At 40.7% G+C, this 19,230-nt stretch carries 18 protein-coding genes; 12 read left to right on the top strand and 6 right to left on the bottom strand.

The annotated features are described in order from the left end of the window. Positions 1-105: 105 nt before the first annotated feature. Both HZA77_07875 and rpsU read left to right on the top strand, forming a co-directional pair. Positions 106-2,289, top strand: coding sequence for an LUD domain-containing protein (locus HZA77_07875; GenBank protein ID MBI5375338.1), 2,184 nt, complete (start codon positions 106-108; stop codon positions 2,287-2,289). A 241-nt stretch (positions 2,290-2,530) separates the two neighbouring features. Next, positions 2,531-2,734 carry a 30S ribosomal protein S21 gene (rpsU, locus tag HZA77_07870; GenBank protein ID MBI5375337.1) on the top strand — a complete coding sequence of 68 codons (204 nt, stop codon included), beginning with the start codon at positions 2,531-2,533 and terminating at the stop codon, positions 2,732-2,734. An 81-nt stretch (positions 2,735-2,815) separates the two neighbouring features. On the opposite strand, the gene HZA77_07865 is transcribed toward rpsU, so the two are convergent. The 4 genes from HZA77_07865 to HZA77_07850 form a co-directional block, all read right to left on the bottom strand. After that, a complete protein-coding gene (locus tag HZA77_07865; GenBank protein MBI5375336.1) occupies positions 2,816-3,802 on the bottom strand; it encodes a phosphotransferase in 987 nt (328 codons plus the stop codon). Positions 3,803-3,810: 8 nt separating this feature from the next. Then, the gene (locus HZA77_07860; protein MBI5375335.1) at positions 3,811-4,566 is read right to left on the bottom strand and encodes an MBL fold metallo-hydrolase; all 756 of its coding nucleotides are present in this window, start codon (positions 4,564-4,566) and stop codon (positions 3,811-3,813) included. Between the two features lie 125 nt (positions 4,567-4,691). After that, the gene (locus HZA77_07855) at positions 4,692-4,928 is read right to left on the bottom strand and encodes a hypothetical protein (GenBank protein ID MBI5375334.1); all 237 of its coding nucleotides are present in this window, start codon (positions 4,926-4,928) and stop codon (positions 4,692-4,694) included. Between the two features lie 160 nt (positions 4,929-5,088). Then, positions 5,089-5,469, bottom strand: a complete 381-nt coding sequence (locus HZA77_07850) for a MerR family transcriptional regulator (protein ID MBI5375333.1) — start codon at positions 5,467-5,469, stop codon at positions 5,089-5,091. A gap of 212 nt (positions 5,470-5,681) precedes the next feature. Here HZA77_07850 and HZA77_07845 point away from each other — a divergent pair, with 212 nt between their 5' ends. Both HZA77_07845 and HZA77_07840 read left to right on the top strand, forming a co-directional pair. Beyond that, positions 5,682-6,821 (top strand): PIG-L family deacetylase, encoded by a 1,140-nt coding sequence (locus tag HZA77_07845; GenBank protein MBI5375332.1) that lies wholly within the window; start codon positions 5,682-5,684, stop codon positions 6,819-6,821. Between the two features lie 21 nt (positions 6,822-6,842). After that, complete coding sequence (locus tag HZA77_07840; GenBank protein MBI5375331.1) at positions 6,843-8,195, top strand: NCS2 family permease; 1,353 nt, start codon at positions 6,843-6,845, stop codon at positions 8,193-8,195. A gap of 22 nt (positions 8,196-8,217) precedes the next feature. Here the strand turns inward: HZA77_07840 and HZA77_07835 are convergent, their stop codons facing one another. Together HZA77_07835 and HZA77_07830 are read right to left on the bottom strand one after the other, a co-directional pair. Further along, the gene (locus HZA77_07835) at positions 8,218-9,315 is read right to left on the bottom strand and encodes an extracellular solute-binding protein (protein MBI5375330.1); all 1,098 of its coding nucleotides are present in this window, start codon (positions 9,313-9,315) and stop codon (positions 8,218-8,220) included. Between the two features lie 75 nt (positions 9,316-9,390). Beyond that, the gene (locus HZA77_07830; GenBank protein ID MBI5375329.1) at positions 9,391-9,873 is read right to left on the bottom strand and encodes a hypothetical protein; all 483 of its coding nucleotides are present in this window, start codon (positions 9,871-9,873) and stop codon (positions 9,391-9,393) included. A 480-nt stretch (positions 9,874-10,353) separates the two neighbouring features. On the opposite strand from HZA77_07830, the gene HZA77_07825 reads away from it, so the two are divergent. The 8 genes from HZA77_07825 to HZA77_07790 all read left to right on the top strand — a co-directional run bounded on the left by HZA77_07825 (position 10,354) and on the right by HZA77_07790 (position 19,210). Continuing rightward, positions 10,354-11,148 (top strand): hypothetical protein, encoded by a 795-nt coding sequence (locus tag HZA77_07825; protein ID MBI5375328.1) that lies wholly within the window; start codon positions 10,354-10,356, stop codon positions 11,146-11,148. 47 nt (positions 11,149-11,195) lie between these two features. After that, positions 11,196-13,460, top strand: a complete 2,265-nt coding sequence (locus HZA77_07820) for an ethanolamine ammonia-lyase (protein ID MBI5375327.1) — start codon at positions 11,196-11,198, stop codon at positions 13,458-13,460. Positions 13,461-13,611: 151 nt separating this feature from the next. After that, positions 13,612-14,394, top strand: a complete 783-nt coding sequence (locus HZA77_07815) for a hypothetical protein (GenBank protein ID MBI5375326.1) — start codon at positions 13,612-13,614, stop codon at positions 14,392-14,394. Between the two features lie 28 nt (positions 14,395-14,422). Beyond that, complete coding sequence (locus HZA77_07810) at positions 14,423-15,217, top strand: ABC transporter ATP-binding protein (GenBank protein MBI5375325.1); 795 nt, start codon at positions 14,423-14,425, stop codon at positions 15,215-15,217. Further along, entirely contained in the window at positions 15,207-16,235 is a 1,029-nt protein-coding gene (locus tag HZA77_07805) for an ABC transporter substrate-binding protein (protein ID MBI5375324.1), read from the top strand. The genes HZA77_07810 and HZA77_07805 overlap by 11 nt, the downstream gene beginning before the upstream one ends. Positions 16,236-16,245: 10 nt before the next feature. Then, a complete protein-coding gene (locus HZA77_07800) occupies positions 16,246-17,274 on the top strand; it encodes an iron ABC transporter permease (protein ID MBI5375323.1) in 1,029 nt (342 codons plus the stop codon). A 51-nt stretch (positions 17,275-17,325) separates the two neighbouring features. Then, positions 17,326-18,333 (top strand): MoxR family ATPase, encoded by a 1,008-nt coding sequence (locus tag HZA77_07795; GenBank protein ID MBI5375322.1) that lies wholly within the window; start codon positions 17,326-17,328, stop codon positions 18,331-18,333. Between the two features lies 1 nt (position 18,334). Then, entirely contained in the window at positions 18,335-19,210 is an 876-nt protein-coding gene (locus HZA77_07790) for a DUF58 domain-containing protein (GenBank protein ID MBI5375321.1), read from the top strand. Positions 19,211-19,230 lie beyond the last annotated feature (20 nt).

Below are 19,230 nucleotides of genomic sequence, written 5' to 3'. Positions count from 1 at the left end.
TTTCATCATAATTAAAAATTACACAAACCAACTTAATCTTGCAAGGAGGCGAACTATTTATTAACATCACCCCTGAAGTTCACATTTTAAAAACATATAAAACTTATGCATGGAAAAACAAAGAAGCACAAAGAATATAATAAAAAATGCCGCGCTGCAATATCTAATCCGGTATTGAGGGAAGCGATTGAAAGGACTGCTGCGAGGTTTTCGGAAAACAGGGAGAAAGCCCTTGCAGGGATGACTGATTATGAACAGGTGCGTGACAAAGCAAGGGAAATAAAAGAGCGCTGCATAGCCAACCTTGATGAGAACATCCGGCTATTCGAACAAAAGGTGAGAGAAGCCGGAGGAACTTTCTTTTTTGCCGCGGACAGTTCTTCTGCATGTGGTTATATAATCAGCCTGCTTCACGAGCGCAATGTAAAGTCAGTTGTCAAATCCAAATCACTTGTCACTGAAGAAATCGGGCTTAACAGCGCCATCGCCAAAGCAGGAATGAGGGTAGTAGAAACTGACCTCGGAGAATGGATTGTCCAGCTCCGGGGAGAAAAGCCTTCACACCTTATAGCTCCTGCCATACACCTTACGGCGGAAGAGATAGCTAAAACATTCGGAGAAGTTGAAGGAAGGCAATTAAGCTCAGACCCGAAGGAGCTTGTCAATGTTGCAAGAAAAAGGTTGAGAGAAGAGTTTATAAATGCAGGAGCCGGAATCACAGGCGCTAACTTCCTTCTATCCGACACGGGAACGGTTGTAATAATATCAAACGAAGGAAATGCAAGACTTGTATCAAGCCTGCCACCATTGCACATAGCCGTAGTCGGAATGGAAAAAGTCATAGAGAATATGGAGGAAGCTGTTCCTCTCATAAAACTTCTGACAAAGAGCGCAACCGGACAGGCTCTTACAAGTTATGTGTCATTCATTACAGGACCAAGCCGGACCGCTGACATAGAACTAAACCTTACACTTGGTGCCCACGGCCCTGAAGAAGTGCATGTCGTGCTTCTTGACAATGGCCGGAGTAAATTGGCAAAAGACAAAGAATTTTCCGAAGCCCTTTGCTGCCTCCGGTGCGGCGCATGCCTCAATGTATGTCCTGTGTTCAAAGCCATAGGGGGACATGTTTTCGGAAGCACCTACATGGGAGGCATAGGTGCAATCCTCACATATTTTCTTGAGGCACCCCGCGAGGCAAGGGAACTTATATTCTCATGTACCGGGTGCAGTGCATGTGCAGATGTGTGTCCGGTAAAAATCAACATACCGGAGCTTCTCCTTAAGCTCAGAGAAAAGCTTGCAGATGGCGGAGATTTAGGCTGGTTCAAGAAGCTTTTTTTCAGGGAAATAATGACTGACAGGAACCGTTTCGAAAATGCTATGAGACTTGCCGCATTATCGTCTTCACCATTCAAAGACAATGAAAACACCATCAGGCACCTCCCACTCTTTTTTTCAGGGATGACGCAATTCCGGACTCTTCCTGCAATAGCATCAGTCCCTTTCAGAAAGCGTTTTGAAAAAATCAGGCAGGAAGGAGATGCCGGAGAGGTCCTGTTTTTTCCCGGATGCCTGATAGAGTTTGTTTATCCGCATATTGGCGAAAAAATCATAAAACTTCTTAACAGCAGAGGAATACGAGTTGTTTTCCCCGATGGGTTACTCTGCTGCGGTTATCCGCTTATAGCATCGGGCGACATATCAACAGCCCGGCAGATTGCCATTAATAACATAAACTTACTGTCCCAAAGTTCAGGGAAAATAATAACTGCCTGTCCAACCTGCCTTGAAGCATTAAGTAAAAAATATGCAGAACTGTTTTCATCTGAAAAAGGTCCTGAAAAGGAAATAGAGAAAAAAGCCATAGAGATGATAGCTCAAAGAGGTATTGATATAACGCAGTATCTTGTAAATGATTTAGGATTTAAAACAGATGCAAAGTTAAACCATACAATTACTTATCATGACCCTTGCCATATGAGCAGAAAGCTCAATATAACCGATGAACCTCGTCAAATCATAAAAAGTTTTAACAGCACTGATTTCATTGAAATGGACAACCCCTGCGAATGCTGCGGTGCCGCAGGTTCTTTTGCGCTTGAATATCCTGCCGCCGCAGAAGCAATCCTTGATAAAAAGCTAAAGACCATCGAAGCAACCGGTGCTGAGCTTGTAATTACAACATGCCCGGGTTGCATAATGCAGATTCAGGGAGGGTTAAAAAAGGCAGGAAAAGATACAAAAGTAATGCATCTTATTGAATTAATTGACCAGTTTATAATCTAAAATATTTTTCTTGAATTATTTTTTGTTTATATATAGAGTGCATTTAGGGGTATAAAAGAGCGGGATTTACCAATTCTTATCTTTATACAATATTAATTAATCCTCCGTACCAGAGAGGGGGGAGACTGCTAATATAAAAAAATATTGGGTTGTCAGCTATAAAAGGCAATGATTTGTTCGCATTTTAGTGTAACAGATTTTAAAACTAATTTAAAAATCAAATAAAAAGGGGTGAGTATTTTTGGGTAATGTTCTTTTTAAAATTGAAGTGAATGGCAATCTTGAAAAAGCCCTCGGAAAGATGAAAAGGGAATTCAAGAAAGGCAACATTTTAAATGAGATAAAAAAGAAAAGTTTTTACGAAAAACCCAGTGAGCGCAGACGCAGGAAAGCAAGAGAAGCAAAAAGAAAAATGAGCAAGAAGTATGGCGAAATCACCGGGTAAAGTTTAACCTTTAGTCAATTCATTAAAAGAAAAAGGCAGATGCTGATTAAGGCATTTGCCTTTTTTATTTACCATTTTTATTTACCATAGAGAGTATTTATCAAAGATTTCTCCAATCTCTGACATTTGAGAGTTGATGACGGGATTTTGCCTCACATATGAGAAAGTCGTTGGAATATATTTTACATACCTGTCATTGCCCTTTTCCACTTTCTGAAAAGCAAATGTGCCTATCGCCTTGATGTTTCTCTGTATTGATGCAAGATGAAAATAGTAAATGAAGGATTTGAGATCGTTAACAGGCCAGCCTGATTTTTCCCTCCGCTCCACATAATAATTTGTCATAGACTCTACGAATTCTTTATCAAGCTCCATATATGAATCCCTTAAAAGTGAAGCAAGATCATACTGGGGAAGTCCTATTCTCGCATCCTGAAAATCAACCATGAACAGTCCGGCTGATGTTACCATCAGATTTCTTGAGTGATAATCCCTGTGGCAAAAGACCTTTTCAGGGTAAGCAGCAAGCTCTGTGCTCAGTCTTATAAAGCTGTCGTTTAATACCTTACTATCTGCACCGCTTATTTCTCTTCCGCAGAATTTCTCAATATAGTTATGCCTGAAGAAATTAAGCTCATACATAAACTTCTCAACATCAAACTGAAGAGTAAAGGCTACGCATCGCTCATTCTTTCCAAGCTTCGCCTTCGTTTGCATCTTAATGATGATATCCACAGCCTCACTGTAAAGCTTCTTCTTCGCCGACGGTTCAGCCGTGAGCTTCATCTCCATTGTGACATCACCCAGATCTTCGAGCACAACAATCCCCTTCTCTTCGATTATGCGTGAAATTTCCGGAACAGGAAGGCCTTTCTTTTTCAGGAATTTCTGGACTTCGATGAAGTTTAGCGATGAAGAGCTAAACTCTCCGGGATAAATCATCAGAATATAAGTTTTGCGTCTTCCATCTTCATCAAAGGACATGCGCACAAACTTCCTGTCTGATGCGTCTCCCTTGAGTTCGACAAATTCAGGCGAGCTTACATTCCCGGGCAGAATGCCTTTCATACTCTTTCTTATATCTTTAGTTCTTCGACAAGCTTCTGAACTATCTTTTTCCCGTCTCTTTTCACTGACATTCCATGGCTTGGAAGGACTGAGTCAAACTGGTAATTTAGCAGTTTACCGATATTTTTAACAGCCATATCCCAATCCATACATGCCTGTTTGCCGGGAGAATTAAGTTCCTTGTGGGAATTTGACCCTAATGCGCCCTTCCCTGACATTGTATCACCGGCTATAAGAGCTATCCCTTTGACAAGGAGACATATGTTCCCTCTTGTATGTCCTTCGATATGTATTATCTCTATTTCCTCATTGAATTGCTGCCTGTCCTCAAGGGCTATATCAACCTTGCATGGCTCAACATTAAAATACTGATAAAGATGCTCCGGGACAAACTCCGGTTTTGGGAGAGATTCTCTTCCTTCAATTATCGCAATATCATTTTTATGGGCAGCCACTTTGACGTTCAACTCATTCTTGAGAACTGCAAGATTGCCTATATGATCGCCATGGCAATGAGTGCAGATAATAGAATCAACCTTATAGTTGTTTTTTCTTAAAAATTTTACTATTGCAGACCGTGAGCCTTTCCTCAGGAACTCAAGCTGCTCTTTAGAAAAATTTATCCCTGTCTTTACAAAATAATCTATCACCTCTGTAGGGAGGGGTTTCATTCCGGTATCTACGAGAACTTTCTCTGTTGCACCATCTATATAAAACACCTTCGTTGTTCCGAGCTCTATTTCAAATATTCCATGTATGCTCATAAACCCCGCCATAGAAAAAAAGCAGGGAACTTCTAAAAAGCCCCCTGCTTCAAGTTTATATTAATTTTTTCTCATTAGTTGAAGAAATTTGCTCCAACAAATTCCCCTGATTTATTTCTCTTGAGTTACTTTGTTTTTAAACCTTCAAGAGCTTTTAATGCCATCTGAAGGAATGGTTTAGGAGTAATTTCTTTCACAGCTTCGAGGAACATATCTTCTGTAACAGCACCACCGTCGCCGGCTTTCTTTGTAAGTGTTTCAAGAAGGCGCTTCCTTGTCATTTCCTGAAATGGTTTTGGTGAACCTTCAATAGATTTATCAAACATCGCTTTGCTGTTCTGCTGCCAGTTAAAATCTGCCATCTCTCATCTCCTTATGTTAGATTCCACTTAAATAAAATATTTAGTTTAATATTTTAGAATTTCTCCATTTTGTCAAGAAAAACAAAATGTGAATATAAATTATTATACCATACACAATTAACGGAATGTCACTTTATAAAAAATGAGTCTCAAAATTGAGTTAGTCTATAATATCTCCATCAGGGATCACGCTTTTGGGTTTGATCATTTCTATTCTTTTCATGTAATCATCAATCTGATCAATAAATCTGTTGAGCTCCTGCATTTTACTTAAAGCATTCTTCTTTTGTTCTGCAAGTTTTTCCAGCATCTTCTGTTTTGGTTTTTCCCTGCTCGGGTCAGTCTGAAAAAGAAAACGTATCTCCCGTATTTCTTCAAGCGTCAATCCCATGCACTGCAAATCTTTTATTGTCTTTACGAGAAATGCTGTTTTGTTGTTATAATAACGGACTTTGCCATCAACGCGGGACAGGGCGTCAAGAAGGCCAATCTGCTCATAATAACGGAGAGTTCTTGGGCTTATTCCTAAAAGGTCCGCCATCTCCCCGATTTTATATAATTTTTTTTCTGCACTACACATATTCTCAGTCCTGAAAATTAATTATAGTATACTTCGATAAGCTTACCTTTAGAAAAGATTCTGTCAAGATACCCTTAAACAGAACTTCTTGACATAAAAAAGAGCCTCGCCTAATAATAATGCACTATATGCGGCATTTAAATAAAATAACCTTTTTAACGTTACTCCTCCTTTTGATTAACACAGATGTTTCGTCCGCAGATCCTAAAATACTTTTTGATGAATCACAGGAAAAACGTGAACAAAGAAGGATACTGGTTATCGCACCTCATCCTGACGACGAGACCATCAGCTCTTCAACGGTAATATCTTATGCAGTAAAAAACAATCTGCCGTTAAAAATAGTGATAATGACTAACGGAGATCTTTTCCTTTGGGGGAAGAGAGCTTTAATAAAAGACGTGGATGGCAACGGCTCGGTGACTTTCATCGACTATGGATATACAAGGCAGAGAGAAGTTATAACTGCGCTTTCTAACTACGGCGTCAACAAAAACGACATTATTTTTCTGGGCTATCCTGATTCCTTTCTCTGGGAGATATTAAACAGAGACTTCAATGATTTCTATTTAGATTTCAAAAGCGGGATTATTTTTGAAAAAATATTAAGTGTCAACCTTCTCAAATACTCACCATATAATAACACCTACCATGAAAAGAGATTTCCTTCTGAAAAAACTCTTTACAATGCAGATTACATAACAAGGGATTTGAGTTCAATAATAGAAGAATTCGCTCCAACAGATATCTTCGTCACCCATGAACTTGACACCCACTCAGACCACAGAGCAACACCAATTTTTGTAAGGAAAGCCATCAGCCATCTGACCGAAAGCGGGAATGCTTCTGCCGCAAAGATAGCTGTTCACCGCTTTCTCGTGCATTTCAATTACCATGACAACGTAGAAGACATGGGAGAATATCCCGATCCAGATTCTCCTGAACTTATGACAAGGGATATCTTGAATAAATGTCTGCCTGTTGACTGGGACAAAACTGCAATGGGTTCAGCTCCTACTTCAAAGATGCCTTTGAGCCGCGAGTTTAAGAATCTGAAGCTGAAAGCAATAGATACTTGTTATTCCCAGATGACCGGCATCAGCATACAGACTGAGTGCGACAGGGAGAAATATCTGTTCCTGCACCAGTTCGTAAAGGAAAACGAAGAATGGTGGGACTGGCCTGTTGATTATCCCCTCCCCTTCGATTATTATGATTCGTGGGGGATAATAAAAAAGGGTAAAGTTTATTACCACGGATTTTATAATTTCTTCAAATATTATCTCTATGACCGCTTCAAGATAACGCAGTAACAGGTACTAATAAAACGGAGGATGCCTGTGTTAGAAAATCTTTTCAGAATAAGCGAAGCAGGCTCTACCATAAAAAAAGAAATCACAGCCGGAACAGTTACATTCATGGCTCTCTCCTATATCATATTCGTTCAGCCAGCTATTTTGAGCAATCCCAATGGACCGGGAATGGACTTTGGCTCAGTAATGGTTGCAACCTGCATAGCCAGCGGCATCGCAACCCTTCTCATGGGGTTCATGGCAAATTATCCTATAGCGCTCGCACCTGCAATGGGGCATAATTTTTTCTTCGCCTTCACGGTCTGCGGAGCGGCAGCCTACGGAGGTATGGGATATCCCTGGCAGGCCGCCCTTGGAGCGAATTTTCTTGCCGGCGCTATCTTCATAATCATATCAAGATGGGGAGTACGTGAAAAACTGCTTATAGCAATTCCTGGCTCTCTGAAGCATTCCATTGCCGTAGGAATAGGACTTCTCATAGCATTCATTGGATTCCAGTGGGGCGGAATAGTAGTCGCAACACCCGGAACAATGGTCGGTATCGGAAACCTTAAAGCCCCACATGTCCTTCTTACCATAGGAGGAACAATTCTTATCGCGATGCTGATGGCACTTCGCATTAACGGCGCCATCTTCTGGGGGATACTTGCCTCTGCGGTTGCCGGTATCCCTTTGGGTATAGTGAAATATGGAGGGATAGTAAGTCTTCCGCCATCGATCTCCCCCACATTGTTCAGACTCGATATTATTGGTGCCTTTGCGCAAAAAGGTTTTTTAACCGTAATATTTGTCCTTCTTCTCCTCGCCATGTTTGATACTGTGGGCACTCTTGTTGGCGTAGCAGAAAGAGCAGGACTCATGAAAAATGGAAATCTTCCGCGGGCGCAGCAGGCATTGCTTGCAGATGCGATAGGGACAACGAGCGGGACACTGCTGGGGACTTCAACTGTAACCTGCTACATAGAAAGCGCTGCCGGAGTTTCAGAGGGGGGACGCACCGGTTTTTCAAATATGATAACCGGGTTACTTATGTTCCTGTCACTCTTTTTTTACCCGCTTGTAAAAATGATCGGAGGCGGGTACGAAGTTTCACAGGGAAAGATTATTTACCCGGTACTTGCTCCTGCACTCATTATCGTTGGAGTCCTTATGTTCCAGAGTGTGACAAAGATAAACTGGAACGACATAACAGAAGCCTTCCCATCTTTTCTGACTATGACAGTCATGCAGTATGCTTTCAGCATAACCGAGGGGATATCCTTCGGCTTCATCTCCTATTGCATACTTAAGCTCGCTTCCGGCAAAGGGAAAGACGTCCACTGGATGATTTATCTCTTCTCAGCCCTGTTCCTTATGAAATATACATTTTTATAATATATTTTTTGTCCCTTCACATTTACTTGGTTCTTAGTTTTTTCGCATCTTCCCACATCTCGCCGAAAGCTTTTTCAGTCTCCTCGCTCATAACACGCCAAATGGCAACTGTTTTAAAATATTCATTATCGCCGACATGGAAAAGCGTCTTCTCAGTTGGTGTTACAAGCGTATCAGCATTATTTACAACCGGCGAGACACCAAGCGACTTTACGACATTGGCCTGATTCTTTGGTGACAACTCAAAATTTATCCATTCCTCGCACAGTTTCTTTTTCATCCCGGTAGCAGCTTTTGTAATACACCAGTAGTCAATCCAGGCTGTCCCCCCCTCTTTTGGGCTTGCAATCAGCCAGTGTCCGCCTTTCATATTTGCCTGCTGCGCCGCAAATCCCCATGTCGTGGCAAGAGAGAGCTGCGGGAATTCATCCGGGTTTGCTTCACCATCCCAAAGGCTTTTTGCATTTTTTGCAAGGATGTTTAATTTATCCTGAATCTTCTTACGGTCAAGTTTAGCAATATCAAATATCTGGTCATAGTTATAACCAAGGGAAAGTGCTGTAATCCAGATATTGCATTTATGGAAATTATTGTTTATTGTATATTTGCCTGCATACTCAGGTTCCCAAAAAATATTCCAGCTCTCCGGCGCTTTTTTTACAACATTGGTATTGTATGCAAGTCCGTAGGGACCACAATTGTAAGGAACCCCATACCGCTTACCATTATGTATCAGGGACTGATCTTTAGCAAAGAATAGCAGTAGATTTTTAAGGTTCGGAATATTCTTCTCATCTATTGGAGAAAGCAGATAATCACCGTCTTTAAAGCAATAGAACCTTGGTGTTTTTGCTAAATCTGCCGGTGGAGAGATCAGATCAGCAGTCCCATTCTTTGCTGCTTTGTAAAATTCATCCTGATCAGTAGGATTGTATATCTCAACGGTAAGCGCTGTATTATATTTCTTTTTAACCAATTCCTTAAACTCATTAACATATGGTTCTGCATAGCCGGCCCAACACGTTATCCTTAATGTCTCAGCACATAGATTTGAACTGACAGGTTGAAGAGTGAAAAAGAGAGCAATAAATACAACCAGCAAATAGAATATTTTTTTCATATTTCCCTCCCCCGTTTTATTCTGCATCCCATATTTACAACACTTTTTATCAAATGCCGTAATCTATGTAATTACTCATCTCTGGGGCGACAAAGGGAAAGTAGGTTTGTTTCGATACTCAAGATACTTTTCTACTTTTTTCTTTTCATCCTCTGATATATTCGCACCGTCTTTTTTGCTCATCTTCTCAGTAACCTCTTTGGCTTTTCCATCTGTTTCATGGTACGAACTTATTCTGTCGAGCGGATGACATTTACTGCATTTATCCTCGAAAACTTTGCGATCAGGATCTGCCAGCATTTTTACAATTGCATCAGATTCTTCACTGGAAACCTTTACTCCATGTTCCATCGTCATTCTTCTGACTACATCTATCCAATACGTTTTTGATTCATGTCTTTTCAGTGCCTGTTCCTTGTCATGGCATTTAGTACATTTGGTTAAAAAAATTTCATAAGGAGAACTTTGGACTGCTTTTTCTTCAGCATAGCCAATCAAAAAACAAACAAAAAGAAATGCCATTAATGTACCTAACAAACAAATCTTCTTCATTTCCATCTTCCCCCTCCTCCTGGTTAATAAAACTATTCCATCAAACAGCTTCTTCTCGAGCTCACATTGCTTTGATTTTTAAAAATCTTAATTTGACAATTAATCAACAATATATTTCCCAACTTTTTAATTTCAATTGTAACAGGTCATTATTATTAATCACGATGATGTAATTTGGATGGTTTACATAACAAACATCTTTTAATCTGACAAAAATGGTCTTCATTTTTACGGAAGATTACTCATCCTCATATTAATAAATTGAAATATCCATTGACGATTCAAATGGACAGGTTTAAATTGTAGCCTAGAAGAGAAAAATAACCGGGGGGTTGTTTTTGATTCTAATCAAATTTATCCAATTTATTTTCCATCAGGGAAATCCACAAAAAAACAAACTAACTCAATCTAACTATACCCTTAAAAGTTAATAAAGATTTTTATTTTCTAATTGCTGATGTAACCATCAAACTGAGGAGGGGTGATATGATCCGATCGTTGAAAAAAATCTTTATCTGCTTGTCTGTTTTCCTGTTGTTTTTCTCCATAACGCCTGTTGCTATCGCTGAAGAAGAAGCCGCAGAAGAAGACAGGCCAACAGCTAAGATGTCCTTAGGGTTCTATTCAGATTACATATGGAGAGGTTATGCACTGGGGCATGACAGCCTGGTCATCTTCCCTACCATCACGATATCTTATAAAGGTTTTTCCATGAATATGTGGGGCGACATGGATACAAACTACGAAGGTACGGGAGAGAAAGAATGGTGGGAAACAGACTGGGTATGGACATACAGCAACAACTTCGACATGTTGAACTATACATTGGGATATATTTATTATGATACAGACGCAGGCAATACACAGGAGCTTTATCTTACGCTTGGACTTAGCACTCTGCTAAATCCTACTATCAGCGTATACAGAGACATAGAGCTTGGAGAAGCTTATTATTGGAACTTTGCGGTATATCAGAATATACCTTTCCCGGTAAAAACCAGCCTGACTGAAGACTGGTCCTTTGATGTCGGCGGTTGGGTCAGCTATATGCACAGACCTGGAAATTTCGGAACATCCAACTATGAAGCAATGCATGACGGAAATGTATGGGCTGCTCTTAATATCCCAATTAACAAGTATGTGACCGTGGTGCCAAGCATGAACTACTCTTTCCCGCTCAGCGATAAAGCAAAAAATGAAATCAAAGCTGGAAGTGTTACCGGACAAAAAGGACATGATGAATTCGTCTATGGAGGTGCGGCTATAAACATAGCTTTTTAACTCTGTTAGGTATTCTATTGGGGGAGGCATATGTCATGAAAAAACTGATGCGAAATATATTGATAGCAAGCCTCGCTTGCTTCTTTTTTCTCTCACTGAGTACTCTCTGTAGTGCAGTATCAATAACAGATGTCAAATCCGGAGAAGATATATTCAAATATATTGAAAGGATTAAAGGGAAATTCGACCAGACGCTTTACAGGCAGATAATAGGCGCTGCAAACGCATTTAAAGAGGGGGATGAAGCAATCGGTGTTGCCGCTGATAATGAAAAAAGCAGGGGTAATGCAAGAAAGCTTCTAGCTAATACAAAAATAAAAGATCTTCACGAACATCCGCTGCTTGCTGACACGTTACAGAAATTCATTTGGGATACCACTGATAATGCTGCCTATGAAAAGATCAATGGCTGGACTATGGGGGAACTCAAGAATTTCATACTCACAAAATCCGAGTCCGAGATCAAAGGAATCATGGGAGGATTGAACAGCGAAATCATAGGTTGCGTTCCAAAGCTTATGAGCAACAAGGAACTGATATCAGTAGGCCAAAAAATATTTAACCCTCTGCCGGGAAGCAAGATAGGCGCCAAGGGTTATATGGGAGCAAGGATACAACCCAATTCACCGACAGATGATCCTGATGATATTCAGTGGCAGACTTTTAATGCGTTTTCTTTCGCCGTCGGAGATGTAGTTCTTGGAACCAACCCGGTGGACGGTTCAAAAGAAGCCTGTGCAAAGATTCAGAAAGCTCTAAAGGATGTAATTGTTACCTTCAAGCTTGAAGACACTCTTCCATGGTGCGTTCTTTCGCATGTTGATGTCCAGAGCGCAGTCCGCAAAGACAACCCTGAGCTTGTTGATTTCTTGTTCCAGAGCCTTGCAGGTACAGATGATGCCAACAAGACTTTTGATGTTTCAGTTGAAAAGATGATAGGCCATGCTAAATCGCGTGCCGGCCAAAAATACGGGCTATATTATGAGACAGGCCAGGGATCTGATTTTACAAACGGAGCTGCCAACGGTGTGGATATGGCTGTTCTTGAATCAAGAAAATATGGATTCGCACGCGGGCTGAAACAGGAGCTTGCAAAGGTACAGCCCAATGGAGCCTGGACACATTTTAACGATGTGGCTGGATTCATCGGCCCTGAAGTATTCAGGACACGCGAGCAGCTTGTCAGATGCTGTCTTGAAGATATAACTATGGGAAAACTGCATGGGCTGGCGGCAGGTCTTGATATTTGCTCAACCCTGCACATGCCTGTCACTCTTGATGACCTTGACTGGTGCATCGACCAAATCATGCCGGCTAATCCCGCATATCTGATGGCCCTTCCGACAAAGAACGATCCTATGTTAAGCTACCTCACAACGGGTTATCAGGACCATGTCCGTCTTCGTAACAAGTTCGGTTACAAAGTAAACGACGCGATGTGGGACTTCTTCAAGAAAATACAGATAATTGACAAAAACGGGAAATATACCGAACACGCCGGAGATCCGCTTTGGGTATATTACCAGTTCTGCCTTGCAAAGGGCGACACAAGGTCAAAAGACGAAATCTATGCTGAAGGACAGAAGAAGATAAATGAGGTTCAGGGCTGCGCAGTTGATTTAGCAATCGGACATGGTAAGAATGTCGCGGACATGAACCCGGTATTGAAGAAGAGACTCTATGGTCTTTATGAAGATGCCAAAAAATGCCTCTGGTCCGAGTTTACTCCTGATTTTATAAAGACCATTCCCAACCCGATTCAGATTGCAACAATGTCCAAGGACAGAGAGGATTATGTTGCACATCCTCCAACCGGCGAAAAACTGAATGAGCAGGCTGTTGCAAGCCTTGAAAAGCTTAGAGATTCATGGGGTGGAAAAGATCCTGATGTGCAGATAGTGATTTCTGACGGTTTAAGCGGAAATGCCGTCATGGATCCGGGACATATTGCACCTTATCTAAAGGAATTGAAAAAAGAATTAAAAGATGCCGGGTACACTGTTGATGAAAAAACCGTAGTAGTTATAAACGGCCGAGTCAGAGCCGGTTATGAAATAGGCAATGTACTTTTCGGAAAGTCAGATCCCGCTAAACCCAAAGCAGTTCTTAACATCATCGGGGAAAGGCCGGGGACAGAGCATCACAGCTTCTCAGTCTATATTGCTGCGCCAAAAGCTGATGTTTGGGCAGAAAAGAAATGTGACCACGACATAGTCAAGGTAGTCTGCAACATTGCTGATACTGCATTAAAACCGGAATTAGCTGCCAAAGAAACAGTTAGGCTGCTAAAAGGAATGACAGAAAAGATTTGATACGGTTTTTTGTGGTTCAGTAATTTAATCTTGAACTCAAAGGGCAGAAATAAAACCTGCCCTTTGAGTTGTCTTTTACAAATCAATAAGAAAGAAAATATCCGGCTAACAGAATAACGGCATGCTGAGTGTGTTTTCACCGGGCATAATTATGGAAATCAAACAGCCTTTTGATATCAATGGACATAAGACTCCGCCCTTAAATGAAAAGATCAAACTTTATATATCATCTCTCTTAAGGGTACCATTCTACCGCTACGGTGAAATAGGAAACCTGCTTTATACAATAGGAAAAAATATCCTCGACGGAGTCATACTATATACAATGTTCACAATGGCTGAAGAAGACCTTAAAGTCGCAGCGATTTTAGGAGTCGTTGTTAAATACGCTTATCCCGGTATAACCATGATAAGCAGCACATATACGTCCGGGTTCATTGACCGGCTCGAGGCTTTTAAAGAAATAAAAACACAGATAAGTAAACTGATAAAGGTTCATTTTGGAATAGCTTTTGGACAGGCTCTTGGTGCCGTATTCTTGCTGTCATGCTTCCCTCCCGTATTTAAATATCTTTTTAATGACATCACATTCAAGAGTCATCTGCTCATTGTTATTTATTTTCTTCATCATGTCTGTGACGGCTCTGCACAAATCATTGAAGGGAGAACATGGTTTAAGATTATAGAGATAAAAATAAGGAAATGCGAACTTACAGACCTTTCCCAGCACTTCTGGGTTATTTATACCACATCACAGAATTTTCAGCTTCTGCTGGGTCAATTATTCTTATGGAGTGCATTATGGGTGACAAGTTCTTTTACCGGTCATCTTTCATCTCACATAATGTCGGTTATAGTTTTCCTGGGTTTTATACTTGTAGCTATATCGAAGTTCATTCTTCCAATAACATATAAATTAAAAATATGTTCCTGACTTTAATAAATTATTTTGCCCATACTTTATGATTAAATTAGAAAACATACATTTCTCAATTGAAGAAAAGAAAATACTAAAAGGAATCTCAGCTACCTTCGAACCCTGCATGATTCATGGCATAATTGGTCCAAACGGCTCAGGAAAGTCAACCTTGCTGAAGAATATCTGCAGAATATGGGAGCCTGAATCAGGCGCTGTTTTTATCAGCGACAGGGACTATCGAGCGTTATCAAGAAAAGAACTGAGCAAGCTGATTACTCTTGTCCCGCAGAATACCAGCATAAGCTTTCCGATCACTGTCTATGACATAGTCAGCATGGGACGGAATCCGCACCTCGGGCGATTTGAAGGACTAAAGAAAAAAGACCGTGAGATCATAGAAAAGGCCCTGCGTGAAACCGACACTTATGAACTAAAAGACCGGAACAGCAATGAGTTGTCTGGTGGTGAGTGCCAGCTCTCGGTTATCGCCCGTGCTCTTGCCACAGAAGCATCAGTAATCCTACTTGATGAACCTACTTCCGACCTTGATATCAAACACACGCTGGCAATCATGGAATTGCTTGGCACTATAAAGAAGATAAATAAAACGATCCTTCTATGTGTCCATGATCTGAATCTAGCCAGACGGTATTGCGATACTATTACGATTATCAATAATGGGCTTATTTATTATCATGGACACCCATCTGAGGCATTTTCAAAAGAAAACATCGTAGAGGTCTTCGGAGTTGATGTTGATGAGATCAGAAGCAGCTCAGGATGTTTTCTTAATTTTTATTCTTATAAAACTAAAAAGACAACTACTGATGACAATTAAAAAAATGGCTGTTTGTGCCTGCATGATTCTATTAATCGCGGCATGCCGTCCTCAGGAGAGCCAGGATAATAAGGGGACTCTCTCCCCTCCTGCCCCGCTCGAAATGAGCAGCCTTAAAGAAGCTTTAAGTTATGCGAGAGGAGTAGTTCAGGATAATGAATGGCCCAGAACAATAAAGTACAGCTATGAAATGTATGACTTTAAAACTGACACTTTCAGCCTTGAAGATAAAACTTTCAATATGAAGCGTAAACCTCTGAGAATAGTACCTCATGCTGTCGGTGTGGCAGATATTTTGTGGGCCATATGTCCCCGTGAAAGAATATTGTCCTTTAACGAATATTCAGCAGACCCGGATTTCTCATTTATCTCAGATGAAGTGAGAAAAAGCGGCAATATCTTCCGCTCAAAACAAACTGAACTTATTATAGGCCTCAATCCTGATATAGTTTTCACGGTATTCTATTCTGACTCATCTTTTAAAGATAAATTGAAACAGGCAAATGTTCCCTTCTTTGACCTCGGTTATTTCGGGACTATTAGCTCCATAGAATCCCAGATTCTCCTTTTAGGCAGGATTATAGGAGAGGAAGGAAATGCAGAAGCACTCATAAAAACAATGAATGAAAAGATAGCGGATCTTAAAACAAAATTGCCGCAGATGAAAAGCCGGTTGAGGGTCTTATATTATGATGAAGGAGGATATATCCCGGGAAAGTCTTCTAATTTCACTTCTATATGCGAGTTAATAAATGTCATTAATGTTGGAGAGGAAAAGGGAATCAAATCATGGTCACAGATAGATTTTGAAACCCTCCTTAAATGGGACCCTGATATTATAATTGTCCCTGAGGGAAGCAGGCTCAAGGAACAGCTAACGGCAAACAAGATTCTCTCTCATGCAAAGGCGGTAAAGGAAAATAAAATCTATTATGTCCCCGGTGTCTATTTAAGGGTTGATTCACAATTTATAATTCTGAGCGCAAATCTTCTTGCAGGGATTGTTTATGAAAGATGATTTCAGGATTTTGCCAAATAAAGAATTTGTTCTGTTAATAATCCTTGCCGGGATTCTGCTGCTTGGTTTTTTTCTGGAGATTTCCTCAGGAGACTGGAAGATCGGTCTCGATAATTTATTTAAAATAATCTTTACCAAACTTGGACTTCTCTCATCCGACATAGATCAGGTAGAGGCAACAATCGTCTGGGACGGACGGATGCCGCGCGTTCTTGTAGCCTTCTTGGTTGGATTCTCTCTTGGCGTTGCGGGAACAATTACGCAGGGTATATTCAAAAACCCTATGGCAAGCCCCGGCGTTATTGGCATTGATTCAGGCGCAGCATTAGGTGCGGTAATAGCCATCTATCTGGGGTTTTCAGCGTTCTCTGTATTAGCGCTTCCTTTATGCGCCATACTCTTTTCCTTAATAACGCTGATTTGCGTTTATCTCATTGCGACATCGAATGGGCATACTTCAGTTTCAACTCTGCTGCTTGCAGGAATCGCACTTAATCTGATCTTTGGCGCCCTTACTTCTTTCGTTATTTCATTAAGCACGAGGGAATTTGATGTAGGCAGGGTGATCATCACATGGCTTATGGGAGATATGAATAACCGTTCATGGGAGCATGTACAGATTGTTTTTCCAAGCACAGCCTTGGCACTTTTAGGAACAACTTTTTTCATCAAGGACCTTAACATATTAATGATAGATGAGGAAACCGCTGCCAATCTTGGCGTAAACACAAAGCTTTCACGCAACGCTCTTCTTCTTTTTTCATCAATACAGACAGGCGGGGCTATCGCTGTTTCGGGGACGATAGGTTTTGTCGGTCTTATAGCACCGCATATAATGAGAAGTATCGTTGGGCCGGACAATAAAAAACTTATTTTCTTTGCAGGTCTGTTAGGCGCGGTTTTTATCATTTATGCTGACCTTTTTGTCAGATTGATAGTGAAAGTGGATCTGAAAATCGGCATACTTACCTCTTTGATGGGAGGGCCGTTTTTTCTCTATCTGCTCGTAAAATACAGAAAGAGGTTTGAATACATGTAATATAACTGATATCTTTATAATCATAGTATAATCAAAGGGAACGGAAAAAATATGACTGGGCCCGATAAAGAAAAACGCTTCAATAATTATGCAGCGAAGATCAGTGCAATCAAGGCTGAAATCGGCAAGGTAATTATCGGGCAGGAAGAAATGGTGGATTTAATGATCCATACTCTCCTGTCCAAAGGCCATATACTGCTGGAAGGTGTTCCGGGTCTTGCGAAAAGCCTTGCAGTTGAAACATTCGCAAAAGTGGCTGGTATGAATTTTATAAGGTTTCAGTTCACTCCAGACAAGATGCCAAGCGATATAACAGGCACAATGGTTTACAATGAAAAAGAACAGAAATTCAACTATTACTTCGGTCCCATATTCTGCAACATATTCCTGGCTGACGAAATAAACCGGGCTTCGCCAAAAGTACAATCTGCTCTTTTACAGGCAATGCAGGAAAAGGAAGTAACCGTGGAGTGCATGAAATACCCTATACCCACTCCATTTATGGTCCTGGCAACACAGAATCCCATAGAGCAGATAGGCACATATCCGCTGGCTGAAGCCCAGGTAGACCGTTTCATGATTAAATACGATGTAGATTATCCGGAAATAAATGATGAAAGGAAACTGATTGTCAGAAAGAATTCAAATTTTGAAGAATTGAAAGCTGATGTAAAGCCTGTTACATCGCCGGCAGAAATCATCGATATCCAGAAAATAATCCATGATGAGATAAGTGTCTCTCAGAACATCATGGATTACATGCTTAACATATGCACTGTCACACGTCCTCCTGAAACATACAAAGGACAGAAGATCAAAAATGATATTTATAATTACATAAGGCTTGGCGCCTCGCCGCGCGCGACTGAGTTTCTGCTGGCTGTCTCAAAGTCATTAGCTTTTTGCCAGGGACGTGATTTCGTAAATTTCGAAGACGTCAACAAGTATGCTGTACATGTTTTAAGACACCGTATTTTGCTCAACAGCAATGCGGTCTCAAAAGGTATAACGGCTGAATTCATTGTCAACGAGGTTCTTAAAATGACAAGGCCTTACTGAAATGGAAACCATAAAGTCTGAACAGCAGCTTTTCTCCAAAAAAGAACTTCTGGAGATATTTCTAAATCACAGGGTGAATTCACCATTCCCGGGAGACTGGGAAAGCATATTCAGAGGTTCAGGTTATGAATTCTGGTCATTGAGAGAACTTGAACATGGAGATTCATTTAGGAACATAGACTGGAAGGCAACTGCCAAAAGCGGCAAATACTATGTCAGGGAATATCTTGCCGAGAGCTATTTCACTTTAATGATCCTTTATGACATCAGCAAATCTGTATCATTTGGAAGAAAGGAATTGCTTCAGGCCAATATAGCCGTATCTCTCGCCTACAGCGCGATAAAAGGGAATAATGGATGCGGGTTAATAATGTTCGCTGATGACTTGATAACCTATATCCCACCCCGAATGGGAATGCCTCATTTCATGGACATTCTAAATGTTATATCACGTACAGAGCCGGTTGATTGCCCTATTACCAACATAGACCGTGCATTGACAAAACTTATAAATGAAGTCCCTGAAAGCCTGTCATTCATTCTTTCAGACTTTATGTATCCGGTTAATTGCAAATATAATTTCCATAGAACAACTCATGGTACCAGCAAGCATGAGGTTAAAGCCCTTCAGATAGTCGAGGATTTCGAGACAGAACTCCCCTCAGATTCCTGCGGGATTATAGCATTTAAAGATTATGAAAGCGGGCATACCATGCTTCTTGATCTCAACAAGTGGGAATCTTTTAATGAAAAGATGAGACTGCATATTGAAGAAACGAAATACAACCTTGATACTTCCGGAATTGACTCAATAGTAATCAGGCCAAAAGATAATTTCAGGCAAAGAATCGATAGCTTCATGAGAAAAGCCATCTAATTTTTTTATGTAAATGATAT

The organism is Candidatus Schekmanbacteria bacterium (assembly GCA_016219965.1).
GTDB lineage: Bacteria > Schekmanbacteria > GWA2-38-11 > GWA2-38-11 > J061 > JACRJM01.
Note: the sequence above shows the minus strand (reverse complement) of the source record. Positions and strands in the feature narration are given on the sequence as shown.